Source organism: Neobacillus niacini (assembly GCF_023715785.1).
In the GTDB taxonomy this organism is placed as follows: domain Bacteria; phylum Bacillota; class Bacilli; order Bacillales; family Cytobacillaceae; genus Neobacillus; species Neobacillus niacini_E.
In genome coordinates this window covers 20,795-41,066 of sequence record NZ_JAMBOX010000002.1, presented here as the reverse complement: position 1 = coordinate 41,066, position 20,272 = coordinate 20,795, and the positions used below count along the sequence as shown (strand labels likewise).

16 protein-coding genes are annotated in these 20,272 nt (G+C 44.9%); 4 read left to right on the top strand and 12 right to left on the bottom strand.

The genetic code is table 11. From position 1 onward, the window contains the following. Window positions 1-3,102 carry an MMPL family transporter gene (locus M3234_RS04780; protein ID WP_262303613.1) on the top strand — a complete coding sequence of 1,034 codons (3,102 nt, stop codon included), beginning with the start codon at window positions 1-3 and terminating at the stop codon, window positions 3,100-3,102. Between the two features lie 165 nt (window positions 3,103-3,267). After that, window positions 3,268-4,725, top strand: coding sequence for an alanine/glycine:cation symporter family protein (locus M3234_RS04775; protein ID WP_262303612.1), 1,458 nt, complete (start codon window positions 3,268-3,270; stop codon window positions 4,723-4,725). 48 nt (window positions 4,726-4,773) lie between these two features. Here the strand turns inward: M3234_RS04775 and M3234_RS04770 are convergent, their stop codons facing one another. The 10 genes from M3234_RS04770 to M3234_RS04725 all read right to left on the bottom strand — a co-directional run bounded on the left by M3234_RS04770 (window position 4,774) and on the right by M3234_RS04725 (window position 14,984). Next, the gene (locus M3234_RS04770) at window positions 4,774-5,544 is read right to left on the bottom strand and encodes a serine hydrolase (RefSeq protein WP_262303611.1); all 771 of its coding nucleotides are present in this window, start codon (window positions 5,542-5,544) and stop codon (window positions 4,774-4,776) included. 3 nt (window positions 5,545-5,547) lie between these two features. Further along, window positions 5,548-6,561, bottom strand: coding sequence for an ABC transporter ATP-binding protein (locus M3234_RS04765; protein ID WP_262303610.1), 1,014 nt, complete (start codon window positions 6,559-6,561; stop codon window positions 5,548-5,550). A gap of 2 nt (window positions 6,562-6,563) precedes the next feature. Continuing rightward, window positions 6,564-7,484: a C40 family peptidase gene (locus M3234_RS04760; protein WP_262304113.1), complete on the bottom strand. Its 921-nt coding sequence runs from the start codon at window positions 7,482-7,484 to the stop codon at window positions 6,564-6,566. Further along, window positions 7,480-8,571, bottom strand: coding sequence for a mandelate racemase/muconate lactonizing enzyme family protein (locus M3234_RS04755; protein WP_262304112.1), 1,092 nt, complete (start codon window positions 8,569-8,571; stop codon window positions 7,480-7,482). The genes M3234_RS04760 and M3234_RS04755 overlap by 5 nt, the downstream gene beginning before the upstream one ends. A 15-nt stretch (window positions 8,572-8,586) precedes the next feature. Beyond that, entirely contained in the window at window positions 8,587-9,510 is a 924-nt protein-coding gene (locus M3234_RS04750; protein ID WP_262303609.1) for a S66 peptidase family protein, read from the bottom strand. Window positions 9,511-9,593: 83 nt separating this feature from the next. Continuing rightward, entirely contained in the window at window positions 9,594-11,225 is a 1,632-nt protein-coding gene (locus M3234_RS04745) for a peptide ABC transporter substrate-binding protein (protein WP_285858265.1), read from the bottom strand. Between the two features lie 29 nt (window positions 11,226-11,254). After that, window positions 11,255-12,253, bottom strand: coding sequence for an ABC transporter ATP-binding protein (locus tag M3234_RS04740; RefSeq protein WP_262303607.1), 999 nt, complete (start codon window positions 12,251-12,253; stop codon window positions 11,255-11,257). Window positions 12,254-12,259: 6 nt separating this feature from the next. After that, window positions 12,260-13,213 (bottom strand): ABC transporter permease, encoded by a 954-nt coding sequence (locus M3234_RS04735; RefSeq protein ID WP_262303606.1) that lies wholly within the window; start codon window positions 13,211-13,213, stop codon window positions 12,260-12,262. Next, window positions 13,214-14,113, bottom strand: coding sequence for an ABC transporter permease (locus M3234_RS04730; protein ID WP_396953927.1), 900 nt, complete (start codon window positions 14,111-14,113; stop codon window positions 13,214-13,216). It abuts the gene before it with no gap. Between the two features lie 46 nt (window positions 14,114-14,159). After that, entirely contained in the window at window positions 14,160-14,984 is an 825-nt protein-coding gene (locus tag M3234_RS04725; protein WP_262303604.1) for a M55 family metallopeptidase, read from the bottom strand. Window positions 14,985-15,210: 226 nt separating this feature from the next. Here M3234_RS04725 and M3234_RS04720 point away from each other — a divergent pair, with 226 nt between their 5' ends. Further along, window positions 15,211-16,812, top strand: coding sequence for a TerD family protein (locus tag M3234_RS04720; protein WP_262303603.1), 1,602 nt, complete (start codon window positions 15,211-15,213; stop codon window positions 16,810-16,812). A gap of 39 nt (window positions 16,813-16,851) precedes the next feature. On the opposite strand, the gene selB is transcribed toward M3234_RS04720, so the two are convergent. Both selB and coaW read right to left on the bottom strand, forming a co-directional pair. Then, a complete protein-coding gene (gene selB / locus M3234_RS04715; RefSeq protein ID WP_285858264.1) occupies window positions 16,852-18,738 on the bottom strand; it encodes a selenocysteine-specific translation elongation factor in 1,887 nt (628 codons plus the stop codon). A gap of 71 nt (window positions 18,739-18,809) precedes the next feature. Next, on the bottom strand, window positions 18,810-19,616 hold the full coding sequence (gene coaW, locus M3234_RS04710; protein WP_262303602.1) for a type II pantothenate kinase: 807 nt from the start codon (window positions 19,614-19,616) through the stop codon (window positions 18,810-18,812). Window positions 19,617-19,774: 158 nt separating this feature from the next. On the opposite strand from coaW, the gene M3234_RS04705 reads away from it, so the two are divergent. Continuing rightward, on the top strand, window positions 19,775-20,203 hold the full coding sequence (locus M3234_RS04705; RefSeq protein ID WP_262303601.1) for a hypothetical protein: 429 nt from the start codon (window positions 19,775-19,777) through the stop codon (window positions 20,201-20,203). Window positions 20,204-20,272: the final 69 nt, after the last annotated feature.

Genomic DNA, 20,272 nt, shown 5'->3' with positions numbered 1-20,272 from the left:
GTGAGAGTCATCATTAAAGGAAAATGGTTTATTTTGGCCGCCTGGATCGCCATCATCGCCGGCCTGTTCATGGTAGCACCAAATATGGAGAATCTTGTTCGGGAAAAAGGCCAAATCACCGTCCCCGAGGGATATTCATCCACATTGGCCCAAAAAATTCTTAAGGATGTACAATCCAACGAAAATAAAGGCACCGACCTCCAAACAGCGCTTGTTTTTCATAGCGATAAAAAGTTAACCGACAAAGATTTCGACGAAGCTGAAAAAGCTATAAAAGCACTAGAATCCAATAAGGAAGAACTTGGCATTACCGAAATTCTCACTCATTTTAATCAAGAGGAATTAAAGGATCAGCTTGTTTCTAAAGACGGGAAAACCATCCTGGTTTCACTGCAAGTTACCGCCAATGGCCGGGAAGGAAAAGAAATTATAAAAGACTTGAATAATGCGATTGATGATGTAAAGCTAGAACACTATTATACTGGCAGCTGGGTCATTAGCGAGGACCTGATCACGAACTCCCAGGAAGGCCTGAAAAAAACAGAGGGCATTACCGTAGTGTTCATTTTGGCCGTGCTGTTGCTTGTGTTCCGGTCACCAGTTGCGCCGATCATTCCGTTAATTACGGTAGGGTTTAGCTATCTAACCGCGCAATCGATAGTGGCAATATTGGTTAATCAGGTCAATTTTCCGCTGTCGACCTTTACCCAGATATTCCTGGTCGCAGTACTTTTTGGAATCGGAACGGACTATTGCATCCTGCTGCTCAGCCGGTTCAAAGAGGAACTAGCTCGTGAAGAAAATGTCACAGAAGCCATTGTCACCACATACCGCACGGCCGGAAAAACGGTACTTTTCAGTGGAATCGCTGTATTGATTGGATTTGCATCGATCGGGTTTTCCACCTTCCAGCTATATAAATCAGCAGCGGCCGTTGCCGTCGGTGTTGCGATCCTTTTGCTTGCCCTTGGAACCGTCGTCCCATTCTTCATGGCCGTGTTAGGCAAAAAATTGTTCTGGCCGACGAAAGGCAAGCTTGAACATGGCGACAGCAAGATTTGGGGACCGATGGGCAGCTTTGCCTTAAAACGCCCATTCATTGCGTTCATTCTCGTAGCCGTCATCACCGTACCATTCTTGTTCACATACAAGGATCAATTATCATTTAACTCACTTGAAGAAATCAGTGATGACTATGCTTCGATAAAAGGCTTTAACATCATTTCCAAATCATTCGGCCCTGGTGAATCAATGCCGACTCAAATTGTCATTAAAAACGATGATGAGATGAATACGGCCGATTATATGGCCATTACCGAAAGTATCAGCCAAGAGCTGAACAAGATCGATGATGTCAAAACGGTTCGTTCTCTCACCCGCCCGACCGGAAAACCAATTGACGATCTCTACATCTCCAAGCAGGCCGAATCATTAAGCAATGGCCTAGACCAGGGGAACGAGGGAATAAAGCAAATCAGCGACGGTCTCGCCGATGCCAGCAGTCAAATGGCGGCAAACCAGCCGAAAATGGAGCAGGCAACAAGCGGGATTGATCAATTAATAAAAGGAACAACCGAAATCAAAACGAACCTGACTAAGGTTCAAACCGGACTCTCAGCTATTGAAACTGGAATTAAGGATGGTTCATTAGGGGCAACTGAAATAAGGAAAGGCTTTGCTCAAATTGAATCAAATTCAGCCATGGCCTTAGAGAAGAGCAAGGAATTATTAGCCGGTTACCAGAAAGCACACGCAGGTCTTGGTGAAATTTCCGGCAATCTGCAAACTTTAAATCAAAGTCTAACAGCTCTTGATACAAATTTTTCAAATCTAGAAAAAGAATATCCGACGATTATTCAAAGCCCTGACTACCAAACTATTAAAATGACAATTAAAGGGATCCCGGGCAATCCGCAAGCACCTGGCACACAAATGGCTACAATGCAATTCGCCGGAGCACTGAATCAAATAAATGACGGACTTACTAGTGCCGATAGTGGATTTTCACAGCTTATCGCGGGTCAAGAACAACTGGTAAAAGGCATGGAACAGCTGCTTCCTGGCCTTGAAAAATTGGAGGCAGCACTCTATCAAATGGGTGACGGCCAAGGACAAATCGTCACCAACTTGCCGAAATTCACAGATGGACTTACCGGTATAACCAATGGCCAGCAAGAGCTGCTAACAGGATTCCACTCAATTGGCAGCCAAATTACCCAGCTTTCAGACGGCTTATCACAAAGTGCCGATGGATTAAACCAGGTTTCGGACGGCTTAACCTCTGCCCAAGATTACCTGTTAGGTGTATCCAAGCAGCAGCAAAATGGTTTCTATATGCCGGAAGACATGCTGAATAGCGAAGAGTTCGAGCCTGTGTTGAACACCTATATGTCCAAGGATCGAAAAGTGATGACAATCGATGTGGTTTTTAATAAGAACCCTTATTCAAACGAAGCCATTGACCACATCCCAGCGATCAAGCAAGCAGTTGAACGTGCCGTCAAGGATTCGAAACTTGAAAATGCTAAGGTTGCCGTCGGCGGGGTATCGAGCATGCATAAGGATTTAGATTCAATTTCCAAAGCGGATTATACACGAACGGTTATCCTGATGCTAACCGGGATCAGCATAATCCTCATCATCCTGCTGCGCTCGTTCATTATGCCGATTTACCTGATAGGCTCGTTAGTCCTGACCTATTATACGTCGATGTCCATTTCCGAAGTGATATTCATGAATTGGCTAGGTTATACGGGCATCAGTTGGGCGGTACCATTCTTTGCTTTCGTCATTTTGGTTGCACTTGGAATTGACTACAGCATTTTCTTAATGGACCGCTTCAACGAATTTAAAGACTTGCCAGTAGAACAAGCAATTCATGAATCTATGAAGAAAATGGGTTCCGTCATCATATCGGCAGCAATTATCCTGGGAGGAACCTTTGCGGCGATGATGCCATCCGGCGTATTGTCATTGCTGCAAATTGCCACGATTCTCCTAATCGGGCTCGCCTTATATGCCTTAGTTGTCCTGCCATTGTTTGTTCCGGTCATGGTAAGGACCTTTGGAGAAGCCAACTGGTGGCCATTTAGAAAAAATTAGAGGAACATTCATCCATTTGCACGCTGAATCACTTGTTCAGCGTGTTTTTTTACACTCTTTAAAAAAATTATCCTGCAATAATATTCAAAATATAAGGAATATTCTTTATTTAACAACAAAATTGTTATATAATTAAAAAGCATTAAAGGACAAAGGGGGAAATTTATGGAGACAGTTGTTAATTGGCTAAATGACATTATTTGGAGCCAAGCACTTATTTATCTTTGTTTAGGGGTAGGGTTGTTTTACACAATCGCAACAAGATTCCTTCAGGTAATTCATATGAAGGATATCTTCAAATTAATGTTTAAAGGCGGAAAATCCGAGGCGGGGATTTCATCCTTCCAGGCATTATCCATTGCGTTATCCGGAAGGGTTGGAACCGGTAATATTGCCGGGGTTGCCACTGCCATTGCGTTCGGGGGCCCTGGTGCCGTGTTCTGGATGTGGGTAATGGCTTTCTTAGGGGCTGCCTCCGCATTTATTGAATCTACATTAGGTCAAATCTATAAGGTTAAACAAGACGGTCAATTCCGTGGTGGTCCTGCTTTCTACATAGAAAAAGGACTTAAAATCAAATGGTATGCTATGTTATTCGCCGGTGTTACAGTTCTTGCTACTGGTATGCTTTTGCCTGGTGTTCAGGCAAACAGTATCGCCTTAAGTGTTGAAAACGCTTTCGGAATCAACCCTGCAATTACCGGAGCAATTATAGTTGCCTTACTTGCCATTATCATTTTTGGTGGGGTAAAGCGGATTGCCCGCGTCGCTGAGTTGGTTGTGCCATTTATGGCATTGGGTTATGTTACAGTAGCACTAGTTATTGTACTAATGAACATTTCAGAATTACCAGGTGTCCTTAAATTAATCTTCTCTAGTGCATTTGGTGCCGATGCTGCATTCGGTGGTATTTTGGGTGCGGCTATTTCTTGGGGTGTAAAACGCGGAATTTATTCCAATGAAGCCGGTCAAGGTACAGGTCCGCATGCTGCAGCTGCTGCTGAGGTTTCCCATCCGGCAAAGCAAGGCATTGTTCAGGCATTTTCCGTTTATATCGATACCTTATTGGTTTGCTCTGCTACCGCGTTTATGATTATCATTACCGGCATGTACAATGTTACGCCTGATAACAAGCCGGCGATCGTCAACAACTTGGCTGACATCGAACCAGGTCCTGGGTATACTCAGGCTGCCGTTGAGTCAGTTTTCCCTGGCTTTGGTGCTCCATTCGTAGCATTATCTTTATTCTTCTTCGCTTTTACAACAATCATGGCCTACTATTACATGGCAGAAACAAACCTTGCCTATATTAATAGAAAAACAAAGCGTCCATGGACAATATTTGCTCTGAAAATAGTCATTTGTGGAATGGTGTTCTATGGAAGCGTGAAAACAGCGTCTATGGCGTGGGCATTAGGTGACGTCGGTGTCGGCAGTATGGCTTGGCTGAACATTATCGCGATTCTACTGCTCACCAAACCTACCCTGAAAGTGCTGAAAGACTACGAGGCACAGCTGAAAGACGGCAAGGATCCAGTTTTTGACCCGGTAAAGCTTGGCATTGAAGATGCTGATTTCTGGGAGAAGGAATACAAGCCTTTAGAAACAGAAAAGACAGGCTGATGAAAAAGGACTGACTCAATATAACGGGTCGGTCCTTTTTATACACTATTAACTTAGCAAATAATCATATATATGCTTGCCGATTCTACTAATCATCTGTTTCGCACGATAGCTGTCTTCAAGCTGATCGGTTAAAACTGCTGCATAGGCAGTTTCCCCTTTGTATTTAAAGATGGCGCAATCATGCTCCACATTCGGCAGCCCACCGGTTTTATTGGCGATAAACACCCTTTCAGAGTCCATCATTGCAGGCAATTTATCGAGAAATTGCTGTGCATGCATGATAGTCAATGCTACCTTTTTACTTTCCCCTGATAAAAATGCTCCTTCGTTGATCGCCTTTAGGCATTTCACCATATCTGATGGGCAGGTAACATTATCAAAACCTCGCTGTATTGCGGCAAAGTCCATCATCTTCCGTTTAAGATTGGTAGACTTTAGCCCCAGCCGTTCTATCTCCTGGTTAATGGATTCGATTCCCAATAAATCTATTACCATATTAGTTGCCACATTATCGGAAACGGTAATCATTAAAGTCAAGAGGTCCTTGATCGTCAGAGACGCAAGCGAGGACAGGCTCTGTAACACTCCCGAGCCGCCCACCCTTTCAGTAATGACGGTTAATTTGTCCAGATTCACCAGGCCCTCTTCGGCCTGCCTAAGGCCCGCCAGTAAAATCGGAACTTTGATGACACTTGCCGAAGGAAAAACTTCATCACTGTTAAAATAGATCCCTTCGTCCCCTGCCTCGATTGCCAAACCGATTCTGCCCCTGAAACCAACAAGTTCCTCCTTAATTTTTGTCTCCAGAATGCTCATTGGTTATCTCGTCGCAGCGACCTGAGAATAATCATGGCCGCCGGTTTTATTTTTATCGTAAAGATGGCAGGCAACGAAATGGTTGCCGGTTAATTCCTGCCAAGCCGGTTTATCCGTTCCGCATACTTCCATCGCCATCGGACAGCGGGTTCTGAATACACAGCCGCTTGGCGGATTAATCGGACTCGGCAGTTCCCCTTTTAAAATAATCCTCTCACGACGGTCTTCGACATCCGGGTCTGGAATCGGAATCGCCGACAGCAATGCCTGGGTATACGGATGAAGCGGATTTTGATATAGTTCGCCGCTCGAAGTCAACTCCACCATATGCCCCAAATACATAACGCCAATCCTGTCGCTGATCTGTTTAACCATAGACAGATCGTGGGCAATAAACAAATACGTCAACCCTTTTTCCTGCTGCAGCCGCATCAGCAAATTAACCACCTGGGCCTGAACAGACACGTCTAAAGCAGAGATTGGTTCATCGGCTATAATGAATTCCGGATCCAATGCCAGGGCGCGGGCAATCCCGATCCGCTGGCGCTGGCCGCCGCTGAATTCATGGGGATAGCGGTTGGCATGGTCCTTGTTCAACCCGACATCCTCCAATAGCTGATACACCCTTCTCATGCGTTCCTGCTTATTCTTGTATAACCCATGGACTTCCATCGGTTCGGAGATAATTTCCGCCACTGTCGATCTCGGGTTTAATGACGCATAAGGGTCCTGGAAAATCATCTGCATTTGCTGGTGAAAAGCGAACCGTTCTTTCCTATTTAAGAAATGGACGTCTTTTCCCTTAAAAATAACTTCGCCATCGGTCCGGTCGTATAACCCGATGATGGTTCTCCCTGCAGTTGATTTGCCGCAGCCGGATTCACCGACAATCCCGAAGGTTTCTCCCTTATTGATTTGAAAAGAAACCCCGTCTACTGCTTTGAGAATTTCGTTTTTGCCCAAGTGGAAATGCTTTTTCAAATTTTTGACCTGTAGAAGCGCTTGTTGATTATTCATGTTTATTCCTCCATCTCAAGCCAATAGCGTCTAGCTGCACATAATTCTTTTTCATAGATCGTTCCGGCAAGTGGGATAATTTCGATTGTCTTGCCAGTATTCGGCGAATGCATCAGCTTTCCATCCCCGTAATAGATCCCGACATGATGGATCTTCCCTTTCCCCTCTTCATAAGCAAAGAACAGTAAATCACCCGGTTTTATTTCGGAAGGATCAACAGGGATGCCTGCATCCGCTTGGTCATGGGCGTCACGCGGTATCACATAGCCATTGGCCTTGCACATCGAATAACTAAACCCGGAGCAATCATAGCCGTAGCTGCTCATCCCGCCCCAAAGATAAGGAAGCCCGAGGAATTGTTCTCCCGCTGACACAATATCGTTTCCGATTCCTTTGTACCTTGCTGCCAAGGATTGGAATACAACTACATGTTCCCTGTCCAATGCCCCTGTCCCATTCGGTGTTTTAACCCAAACCTGTCCATCTTCTTCCCTTGAAAGCGGCAGCGTTGTTTGAAACGACAGTTCCAATTTCGTTTCATTTGTTAAAATTGCCTGGGGTTTGGTTACGACTACCACTGGACCTTCATGCAAATCCCAATCTGCCGGAAATTGAGCAAGCTGGCATTTGGGAACCCAGCCCGGATAGCCATGTTCATTTTTGGATGAGGGCTGCTCCGGAACAAGAATATGGGCCCACTCCTCCTTCTCCTCGAGGAGCAATACCTCTTGACCATATAATACTTGCGTTTGCACAAGGTTATCATCACATAAACCCAATCTCGTCTCATAGGTCAAGGCCGATAGCCAAGCATGGAGATCAACCGGATTTGTGACAGCATCCAAGTCGATTTCCCGTGCTGAATCATAAGACGTCCAAACAGTCGCAACCGGTACATTGACAAGCCATTTCTCCAACTTAATTTCCTCCTTCTACGTTGATTCCCTTTACTCCTAGGCCGGGTTCATCCGGGATCGTAATAAATCTGTTATTGTATTGAATTCCGCCATCTACGATTTCCTTTGCCAGCATGAGTGGCGCATCGAAATCGTATCGGGTAATATTTTGCTTGCTTGCAGCAAAATGGGCGGCCGCAGTAATGCCGAGTTTCGTTTCAATCATGCTGCCAACCATACATTCCACCCCGCATGTTTCGGCAAGTTGATTGATGATTTGTGCCTGATAGATTCCCCCGGCTTTCATCAGCTTGATATTGATCAAATCAGCACTTCTTGTTTGTAATACATGAAAGGCCTGCTTCGGAGTAAACACGCTCTCATCGGCCATAATCAGGGTATCGACATGGTCGGTTACCTGCTTCAATCCGTCAATATCGTCAGCCTTAACCGGCTGTTCAACGAGTTCAATTTCCAACCCGCTATCTTCCATTTTACGGATGGCCCTGATGGCATCCTTGGCGTTCCAGCCTTGATTGGCATCGAGACGAACTTTAATGTCGTAACCGACTCTGTTCCTAATTTCACGAATACGCTCGATATCGGTGGCGATATCATCCTTGCCGACCTTTACCTTTAAGACATTAAATCCCTTCTTGACATAGGAAACCGCATCCTCGCCCATTTCCTCCGGCCCGTTGACACTGACGGTAAAGTCGGTCTCCAATTGATTTTTATGACCGCCGAGGAATTGGTAGAGTGGAAGTTTGCAAGCTTGTGCCAAGCAATCATACAAGGCCATGTCGACAGCGGCTTTAGCGCTCGAGTTGCCTACTAAGATACTTTTTAATCCATGAAAAAGCAATTCAAAGTTTAATAGACTTTTTTGTACCAAAAAGGGTCCGATGATATCCTGTATGGCTGATTCGATGCTTCGCAGGCTGTCACCGGTAATCACTACGGTAGGAGGAGCCTCGCCCCAGCCAACAATCCCGTTGTCACAAGTTACTTTTACAATGATCGTTTCCGCCGTTACCACGGTTCGTAGAGCCGTTTTAAAAGGTTTTATCAGAGGCACCGCAGCTCTAAAAGTTTCTATTCTTTCGATCTTCATCATTTATCATTCCTTTTATAGAATGCCGCTTTCGACAACCAGTTTTTTTTCTTTTGTGTCTAACGTTGCGCTGACACCAAATGGAACCGAGATATGGGGATTGCAGTGACCGATTTGGAATCCTTTCATTGCCGGTTTGCCTGTTAGCTTAACATAATGGTCAATGACTTCATCAAGGGTTAGCGACAAATCCCGCTTCGGCAGGCAGTCACAGAAATCACCCACGACCATTCCACTCGCATCCGTAAGCTTTCCGGCCATATAAAGCTGATTCAGCATCCGGTCAACAGCCCGGGGCTCCTCATTGATATCTTCTATAAACAACAGCTTACCCTTTGTATCAATTTCAAATTTGGTCCCTAGCGTGCTGACTAAAAGGGATAAATTGCCGCCCACAAGCGGGCCGGCTGCCTTTCCTTCGACCAGCACTTCTAATGGGGAATATAGCTCCGAATAGGTCAAGGCTTTGGGTGCAAATAACTGTTGGAATCCTTCTTTTGATAATGGATGGGCATCTTCCTTCCCAATGTCAGAACCGAGCATAGGACCATGGAAGGACACCAATCCTGTCTCTTGGCGAATTGCCGTATGTAAAAAGGTAATATCACTATAGCCCCAGAAAATCTTGGAATTATTCCTGATTAAATCATAATCAATGTTGGCGGCAATTCTGCCCGTTCCGTAACCGCCGCAGGCACAAATGATGCCTTTTACCTCCGGATCTATGAACATGGCATGCAAATCATCGAGCCGTTCCTGATCAGAGCCTGCCAAATAGCCGTGGATGTTTCCAACACTTTTCCCGATTTTCATCTTCAAACCTAATCCTTTTAAAAACTGGATACCCCGCTCGAGATTCTCCTGGTTTGGCGGACTTGCCGGGGCAATCACTCCAACCGTATCTCCTTGTTGCAGCCGATATGGTTTCATTAAATTCATCTTTTAGAACCCCCTTTCATCTAAAACTTTATGATATGAGGACAAAAGGGATGTTCAAAATCGAACACCCCTTTTAAAAACTATTACTTCTTGTCAGCCCATTTTAACTCCAGGTAACCAACAGGGTGGCGAACGATACCTGTAACTTCTTTACTTTGCAGGTAAGTCTGGTTGTAGAAGTGAATTGGAATAATTGGTGCTGCATCCAATAATATCTTTTCAGCTTTGTACATCATTTCGTATCGTTTCTTTTCATCCTTTTCAAGCTTTGCATCCTTAATAAGTTGGTCGAATTCTGCATTGCTCCAACCAGTACGGTTCATTGGTGAACCCGTGATAAAGTTTTCAAGGAAGTTGATCGGATCTGCATAGTCAGCAAGGAATGAACTACGAGAAAGCTGGAATTTTAATGCTTTCTGATCGGCTGCAAACACGCTGCTTTCCATATTAGCAAGCTTTACATCCACACCAAGGTTTTCCTTAAACATTTGCTGTAAGGCTTCCGCAATTTTCTTGTGTGTATCGAGTGTGCTATAAGTCAAGGTTACTTCTGGAAGAGTGGCATAGCCTTCTTCCTCCATACCCTTTTTCAGCAATTCTTTCGCTTTTGCTACATCCGTCTTAATTAAATCCCCGTTTTGCTTACGGAAGTCATTTCCTGCCGGGTCTTTAAATCCGTAGGAAACAAAGCCATATGCAGGTTTTTCCTGATTTTTTGTCACTAGTTCAACCATTTGCTTTTGGTCTACCGCTAAAGCAAATGCTTTACGAATATTTTCGTTTTGGAATGGCTTCATTGTCACGTTAAAACGATAGAAGTATTGACCTGCCTGGTCTTCTACTTTTACATTTCCTTCTTTAAACAGTTTGTCAGCAAGTTCTCCAGGAACGTCGGAGGTATCTAGTTCACCAGTCGTGAACATTTGGTATTCCGTATTCGTATCGGAAACCATAGCCCAATGAACCTTATCCAATTTTACATTTTTTGCATCCCAGTATTTATCATTTTTCACCATTGTGAAATCACTGTCATGATTCCATTCAGCAAGTTTGAACGGACCGTTGGCAACAAATGAGCTAGCTTCTGCAAACCACTGTGGATTTTCTTTCGCTACCTTTTCATTGATTGGGAAGAAGCAAGGATTTGAAATAACACTTAAGAAATAAGCCTGCGGGCTAATTAATGTTACTTCGAAGGTCTTTTTATCCACGGCTTTAACCTTAACATCATCTGCAGAGCCTTCATTGTTGTTGTAAGCTTCAGCACCTTCAATAAAATAACCGAGGAAGGCTGCCGGAGAACCGGTGTTAGGATCCAACAAACGCTTCCAGGCAAATACGAAGTCATCTGCAGTTACATCATCACCATTGGACCATTTGGCATCATCCCGGATATGGAAAGTATAGACCTTGCCATCATCGGAAACGTCCCAATTTTTTGCAGTAGCTGCCTTAGGCTGGTGGCTTTCATCAAGGCGGGTCAAACCTTCCATTAGGTTGTTCAAGGAATTCCAAGATACGGCATCAAAGCCAATTGGCGGATCAAACGATGTTGGTTCTTGTCCATTATTTAGGTAAAGAACCTTTTCAACCTTTTCCTTTTCTCCTCCTTTTCCTTCATCCTTTGGCTCTTTGCCGGCTTCCTTGGTTGCTGTACAGGCTGCCAGCGCAAACAACATCATTACAGCAGCTAAAATTGCAGTAATCTTTTTCATCTTTTTCCCCCTGGTCAAATTTTTTTATGTTATTTAAAGGACGAAACCAATTTTTTGGCCCGTTCGTCCTGCAGCCAACAATCAACGTTATGGTCACTGGTTAACTGCGTTTTAAACGGGTAAACCTTGTCGCAAACCTCCATGGCATGTGGGCAGCGTGCCGCAAAAGCGCAGCCAACCGGAGGTGAAAATAAATCTGGTGGCGTTCCGGGAATCGGAACAAGTTCAGCCTTTTCCGCATCCAACCGAGGAACTGATTGAAGCAATCCTTTAGTATAAGGGTGCTGCGGCTGATAAAAAATCTCCCGCCTTGTCCCGATTTCGACGATTCGGCCGGCATACATGACCGCAATTCGGTCAGCAACCTGGGCCACTACGCCCAAATCATGGGTAATGAGGATAATAGATACCCCTGTTTTCTTTTGAATATCACGAAACAGCTCGAGGATTTGTGCTTGAATCGTCACATCAAGTGCTGTTGTCGGTTCATCGGCAATTAAGACGTCCGGCCGGCACACAAGTGCCATTGCGATGACAATTCGCTGGCGCATCCCGCCGCTGAACTGGTGCGGATATTGCTTTAAGCGAATTTCAGGGTTGGGAATGCCAACCAAATTCAGCATTTCAATGGCGACTCTTTTCGCCTGATCTCTTGACAGCTTCTCGTGCTGGATGATTCCTTCCATAATTTGCTCGCCAATGGTCAGCGTCGGGTTCAAGGCCGTCATCGGGTCCTGAAAAATCATTGAGATGTTAGCACCACGAATCTTTCGTAGCTCCGGTTCCTTCATTTTAATGATATCTCTGTCTTTGAAAATAATTTCCCCTTGATGGATTTTGCCGGGCGGATCGGGAATTAGCCGCATGATGCTTTGCGAAGTCACACTTTTTCCACAGCCGGACTCTCCAACAATCGCCAGTGTTTCACCTTTATGAAGATCAAAGCTGACTCCGCGGACGGCTTTGACTTCCCCGCCATAGGTTGAAAAGGATACGTGAAGGTCTTTTACTTGAAGTATTTTTTCCATGCTGTCCTACCTCCTCAACTTCGGATCTAAGGCATCCTGGAGCCCGTCACCCAAAACGTTAAATGCAAACATAGTTAATGAGATAAATAGGGTAGGGAAGAATAGTCTCCACCAGTAACCAGATAGAATTGTCGACAAGCCGTCATTGGCCATTACCCCCCAGCTGGCATGCGGGGCTTGAATTCCCAAGCCAATGAAGCTTAAGAATGCTTCAGCGAAAATTGCCGATGGGATGGTCAATGTCATTTGGACAATAATGGGTCCCATCGTATTGGGAAGCAAATTTTTTCGAATGATACGGGCTGCACTTGTTCCAAATGTTTTGGATGCAAGCACAAACTCATAGTTTTTAATTTGCAGGACCTGGCCGCGAACAATCCTCGCCATTCCGACCCAGCCCGTTATCGAAAGTGCCAGAATAATCGTCGTTAACCCTGGGCCGATGACAACCATGACCAGAATGACGACAAGAAGATATGGCAGGCCATATAAAATTTCCACAAACCGCATCATCAGGTTATCCGTTCGGCCGCCTTTATAGCCGGCAATCCCGCCATATACAACGCCGATAATAAAATCAATCATTGCCGCCATCAAGCCGACAAACAAGGAAATCCGGGCACCATAGGCCGTACGGGTAAATACATCGCGACCCAAATCATCGGTTCCAAACCAGTATTTGCCTGATGGCGGCAGATTCTGCTCGGTCAACCTTTGCGTCTCCACCGAATGGGGAGAGAGGAGGGGTCCGAATATGGCGAAAATCGCCAGGAATATCAAAAATATAAGTCCTGCCATGGCCAATTTATTTTTCAACAGCCTATGCCAAGAATCCTTCCAGTAGGAAAGGCTTGGCCGGACAACGGCTTCCCCCGCCTGCTGGTTTTGTTGTTTCGGAACAAACCAATCATTAGGAACATCGGGCGAAATATTTCGTACATCTTGCTTGCGAAGCTCCATTTATTTCGCCTCCTTTTTGTGCAGTTTAATCCGAGGGTCCAAAATTCCATAGGCTAAATCAACCAAAAACAGCATAAGAATGAGAATGGCACTATAGAAAACGGTTGTCCCCATGATAACGGGGTAATCGCGGTTATTGATGCTATCAACGAAATATTTTCCCATACCCGGGATGGCGAAGATTTTTTCAATGACAAATGTCCCGGTCAAAATACTGGCTGCAAGGGAGCCGAGAACGGTTACAACCGGAAGCAGCGCATTTCGGAGCGCGTGTTTGAAAACAATTTTCACTGGTGACAAACCTTTTGCTTTAGCGGTACGAATATAATCCTGTGTTAATACTTCAAGCATGCTTGTCCGGGTCAAGCGGGCAATAATCGCCATCGGACCAGTTGCCAAGGCTAGGATTGGCAATACCATATGCATGGGACTAGACCAAGTCGCGACCGGAAAAATCGGAATATTCACGGCCAGTTGTTGGATTAACAATGTTGCCATAACAAAGTTTGGAACCGATATGCCGAGAACAGCAATACTCATCGCCAAATAATCAATCAGTCCGTTATGTCGCAATGCCGCAAATACACCAAGCGTAATTCCCGAAACAATTGCTAGAAGCAATGTATATAGTCCGAGCTCAAACGAAACCGGAAATCCCCTGCCGAGCATGTCGTTTACTGTTTGTGATGACTTTTTAATGGAAGGTCCCAAATCGAACTGGACTAATGCCTTCAGGTAATTTCCGTATTGAACCAATAACGGCTTATCAAGCTGATAGTAAGATTCTAGGTTTTTTTGAATCGCTGCGTTGGTTGTCCGTTCCTCGTTAAACGGAGACCCCGGCACCCAGTGCATCAAGAAGAAGGTCCCGGTGACGATCAGCCATAATGTAATAATCATGGCAACAAAACGTTTAATAAAATATGTATTCACGTATCACCACGTCCTAACAGAATGTTGTCCTCATCGCTAATTCGGTCATAACCAGCATCGCTTGGTATGCCTCCAAAATATCTTTTGCTTGAAAGCGGACGATCGTTGTTCCGGGAACAATTTCGGTACCGGGCATTAAATTTGCCCACTCGGCCTCGCCATAGTTGGTAAATTCAATCCCTAAGAGCGGCCGGTCCGGCGGTGTTAGCGGTTTCACTTTGTCGCTATTTTGAATCGCCAGGGCTGTTTTTTCTCTTAGAAGCTGACCTGCTTTGGCTGGTGTCAATGATTTGGCAGCGGAACGGGAAATCGCTTCCTTGACCACAGCGGTTGTTATGTTCGGAATAAGCTGCTGTGCTTCGAGGGCTGCACCGTCATCTCCGGCAACCATGATCACTGGTACATTGTAATATCCGGCAACATAGGCATTGAACCCTAGTTCCCCAACAGCCACGTCGTTTATGTACATATTCCGGACTCCAAAAATCATCGAATGCGTCATGACGCCTTTTTGCGCGGCCCGTGCGTGATATCCGGTAAAAATGGCACCATCAAAGGTTCCATCCAAACCTTGTACCATTGAAAATGGTTTAACATCGCCAGTAATCAACTGCGTTTCGGGGTGCAGTCTTTCAATTAATAAATTATTCATTTTGGAGTGACTGTCATTGACCACTACCTCTTTTGCGCCATATTCAAAGGCGGAGGTGATGACGTGATTAGCCTCGTCCGTCATAATTATTCGGCTGCGCTCATAATTGTGCTTATCAGAATCGACATGGGTGTGGTCCACCAGCCCGGTGATTCCTTCCATGTCAACGGAAACATATAACTTCATTGGCTTCCCCTTTCTTTTACTAGATTTCTATTTTCTAACTATTATAGAATAGTTTTCCCCTTTATTCAAACTGTTCTTAAAATTCTAGAAATATTTTTTACTAATTTTTTCATAGTAGTGAAACTTTTCTACATTTTATTCGTAGAACTTAGCTAATGAATCTTATTAAAAATTTCCTTAAAATCGGTTTATAATAGGAAGTAGAAAATGATAGGAGTGAGGGTGTGTGGGAGTAACACTTAGCAAAGGGCAAAAGGTAGATTTGACAAAGTCCCATCCAGGTCTGCAGAATGTCGTGGTCGGGCTGGGCTGGACAATCAACCAGGTCGGCGCCAACTTTGATTTGGATGCGTCGGCATTTTTATTGGGGCAAAACGGGAAAGTTCAATCGGATCTGGATTTTGTTTTTTATAACAATCCTACAGGTGGAAACGGCTCCATTGTTTACAGTGGCGATAATCGAGTCGGGTCTGGCGTCCGGGATGATGAGCAAATTCGAATTGATTTAAAAACCGTTCCCGCCCATATCCACAGGATTGCCTTTACAATCACGATTCACGATGCCCAAGTAAAGCGGCAAAATTTTGGACAAATTTCCGATTCCTATGTTCGTATATTTAATGAACAAAATAATGAAGAACTACTACGGTTTAATTTGGGCCGAGATTTTACGATTGAAACGGCCATTGTTGCAGCGGAACTATACCGCCATAACGGAGAGTGGAAATTTAATGCGATTGCCAGCGGCTTTCAAGGCGGACTTGCCGCTTTATGCCAGAACTTTGGCGTAACCGTTGATGATCCTGCACCTAGTCCGCAGACTCAGCAGCCTAATTCGTATCAACAACCCGGTTATGGGGCAAATCAAACCAGTCCCGTTCAGCAAAGTCAGGGGAACTATATTCCGGCGGGACAGAATCAGGGCCAGTTTCATCCGAGCAGCCACAACCAGGGGAATTTTGATTTTAACCGGCAGAATCAATCAGGATTTAATCAGAATCGGCAAAATCAGCAAAATTATGACCCATACAGACAAAGTCAAACCAATTATGACCCCTATCGTCAAAGCCAGGCCAATCAGCCGTTTAACCAGCAGTCGATTCATCTTGAGCCCGAATCATCCAACCGGCAGCCATCTTATGGCTATCCATCACAGACGTATCCATCTGCAGCCGGCTCCAGGCAAACATATGGTGGTGACGATATAATATGTCCACGCTGTCATTCGACCAATGTCAGGACCGGAAAAAAAGGATTTGGCTTAGGCAAAGCAGCCGTTGGCGGATTAATACTCGGCCCAATTGGCTTGCTTGGCGGATTTATCGGTCAAAACCAGTTAAAACTTACCTGCAACAACTGCGGCAGCAGTTGGTCCCCGTCCCAAACCGATTATGCCGAGTGGGCGAATAACCAAAAACGGCGGGCTCAGGAGCTGTTCACTCGTTACAAGAGCCAGGATGTCCTTGATGCTGTTGTAGCAGGCTGCGCCCTGGTGGCGATGGCGGACGGCTATCTCGATGCCTCCGAACGGCAAAAACTGCTTGAATTCGTCCATCAAAGTGATGAGTTGCGGGTATTTGATACGAATAAGGTTATTCAGCGATTCAATTACTTTGTGTCGCGAATTGAAATGGATCGGATGCTTGGGACGGCAGAAGCATACCGGGCGCTGGGAAGAATCAGAACTAAACCGGAAATTGCCCGCCTGGTTGCAAGATATTGTATTGCCATCGGCTATGCAGACGGCAACTTCGACAATTATGAAAAACAAACTGTTGCTGACATTTGCCGTGAGCTCGGGTTGAATCCGGCAGAGTTTTTATCATAGCCAAAAGCCCCTATCCAATAGGATAGAGGCTTTTTTGTATTAATTTTTCCAGACACGCTTGTTTTCCACACGTTTTGTATAGCCGTTGGCGTCCAATCTTTCAAGGAAAGGAATCATGTATTTACGCGAAAGGTCAAGAATCTCCTTCGCATCGCCAACCTCAAATTCGGCGCCAGTCCCACTGCGTAGTTTCTCTACTGCTCCGTTAAAGACTCCTCCATAATAGGCATACTGTTCATCCAGCATCATGATGAACCCCTGGTCTTCCAAAAACCGCCGAAGATCATGTTCAAGATTAGCAGGGATACCGGCCGCAGTGAAATAGTCTTTCAAGTAGCGAACCTTTAAGCCATCCTTTTTCATTTCCTCTAGCAGATTTTCTGTCCGCTTCGCCCAGCTTTTCGGCACATGCGGCATAAATGTTGCCAACGAGACAAACTGTCCTTTTCGCTGAAACACTTCGTTTGTTATGCCGTTTTCGACCACAAACTCAAGCAGTGCCTTTGGAAATCTCTTTTGCATGGTCTGAATCAGTTCCGCTTTATTGACGCCCGCTTTCATCGAATGTTGGTTATGGAAATCCCGCAGACGGTCATAGATATCTTCCTCAATCGCGTCAATTAATTGTTTCAGGGTATATTCCTTGCCATTGTATAAAACAAAATCATCCTCATTTTCAAGGTGTTCTGCAAGGGTTTCTTCATCAAGCGCAGTCCGTTTGATTAATTCCGTCAAGGGCAGACTTTTTGCCTCGAGCAATGCCGCCGTGATCCGTTCCTTTGGCGAACCGACTTTTTTCTTTTCTAATTCGCTAATGGTTTCGTCGCCAAAGCGGTATTTATTGCCTCTTGGATCAATAACCCAGCCGCCACCAATGGTTTCGGTTGGGCTTGGACGGCGCAAAATGAAGCGGTCGCCCCGTTTTGTCAGAATTTCCTCTTCAAGCCTCAGCTGACAAAGAATTTCCCCATTCTCCTCTTTCACTTCGTTGCGGTCAAAGAAGACAATGCGCCCCATGACCTCGGCTGTCCCGATATGTAATTTGATTGGCATGCGCTGCTTGATTAAATGCTCTAGTTCTTCTACAACTGTTATCGCAACGTCGATGACTCTGGACACAATAAAATGTTCGGAAGAAACGAGGACATCACCGCGTTCGAGGTCCTCCTTGGAAACTCCCGAAAGGTTGATCGCCGCCCGCTGGCCCGCATACGCTTTTTGCGCTTGCTTGTGGTGGACCTGAATTTGGCGGGCCCGGACTTCCAGCCCCCTCGGCATGATTTTTAATACCTGTCCTTCTTCCACGGTACCTTCATAAACGGTACCACGAACCACGGTTCCCTGCCCTTTCACAGTAAACACCTGGTCGATTGGCAGCCGGAATGCTCCTTTGGCATCGCGCATCTCTTGTTCCTTCAGCTTTTTTATAATAAGCTCCTTTATTTCGTCGATGCCTTTTTTGGAAAGGCTGTCTACGAGGACAAATGGCGCGTCCTCGAACACCGTTCCGGTTAGCTCTCCCAAAATATCATCCTTCACCAATTCAATAAAATCTTCGTCAACCCGGTCTGTTTTGGTAATGGCGACAATCCCATTTTTGACTCCCAGAAATTTTAAAATATCCAGGTGTTCCCTGGTCTGCGGCATTACTCCCTCATCAGCAGCAACCACGAGCACCACTAGGTCAATTCCGGCGACACCGGCAATCATCTGGCGAATAAACCGCTCGTGTCCAGGAACATCAATAACGGAAATTTGGATTTCATCATCTTCATATAAAGGAGCAAATCCGAGTTCAATCGAAATCTGCCGTTCTTTTTCTTCTTTTAATCGGTCGGTATCGATATTGGTTAATGCTTTTGTAAGCGAGGTTTTCCCGTGGTCAATATGACCGGCCATTCCAATTGTAAAATATCTTTTTTCCAAGCTTGCCACCTTCTTTAACGTCTTCTCCTCTACTGTAGCTTTATTGGCTTGAATGTTCAAGGGAACATTTTTCAAACAGATAGAAACGCACCAAGCGCTCCGCAATATTCACCATTTTTTAAAAAGATGGCCTCCAAACTTAGCATCGTCATATAATTGTTAAGCGTACCCTTTAACAATGGATTGTCAATTAACGAACTTCCGATAAACACGACCTCTTTTACCTTATGGATCGCAGCTGCCTGCAGGGTTAATAACATAATGGTTTCTGCAATCATATTGGCCAAAGCGGCCATCCTGTCTGCTGGACTGTGCTTAACAGATAATCCCTTTGCAAAATTGGCTGCAGTTAAGTCGCCATTAATCGGCGCCTGATCTGATTCGTAAATATCCTTGACAAGTAGGTCAAGATTACCCTTTTGACCACTTGCAGCCAGTTCAGTGAATTTTTCATAGTTAGCTTCATTCGTTACCAATGCCCCAAGTCCCATAAACGTTCCTCCGCCCATTCCGCTGCCAAGAATGCGCTCATACTTTTCCCCATTAACCAAATGCCAAGACGTCCCGGTCCCGACATTTACAATGATAAACGGTGCATCCAGCTTCTTCCCTTCTTCAAGCAAGAGAAGCCGAGCACCTTCACATGTAGCCTGAAACTCCGGCACCATCAACCCATCCGGGAAAAATTTTTCCTGGACGATATGGGCTTTCCCGCCTGTTAACGCGACGTCTAAATCCGGCGCCATCATTTTTAGCCATGAAATAGCCGAATCCAATTCACCAATCGGATACTTTCTATAGTGCTTCGCACCGTTTTCCTGGTAAACAATTTTTAATAATGTCCCACCAGCGTCAATCCCTGCTTTAACCTGTTGCACATTCGATCACTCCCCCAAAAATGTATATAGTTCTTTTTGACATATCTTTTATTTTTCCTGCTTTTGTTGTCACTAATCCTCCACAATCATAAAGGTAATTGTTTTTCATAATGTGCTATGTTTTTAGAAAGGACATTTTTAACAGAAGGAAGATTAATATGAAAAAATTGATTGCACCAATGCTCGCGGGTTTAATGTTATTAACCGCATGTCAAAACAGTGAACCAAAGGCTGTTGATACAAAACCCAAAAGTGAGGCCAGCCAGCAGAAAAATCAAGAAAAGGATCCTAACCAACCTTTTCCTTATCCCAACCTTTTGGCTGAAGATGATCAAACCTATTCACTTTTGGTCGTGGGAATTCAGGATGAGGGGGCACCTGTTGAGGAAAATCAAACCATCACAACTGCAGTAAAAAATATTTTAAGTTTACCGGAATGGGATATGGCAAAAAAAATCTATCCCAATCTCCATATTAAGAAAAAAACAGCCTTCATCGTTTTTGACAATATTGGTATGGTCCATGAGTCGCAGGACTTGCAGGAATTGACGAGCTACCTGACCGAGCACCCAGCTTTATCACAATAGCTTTAAACCAAGTTGCGGGTAAGAAATTAAAATGGCCGAAAAAGCGTTGAAACCAATTTTTGCTTTTCT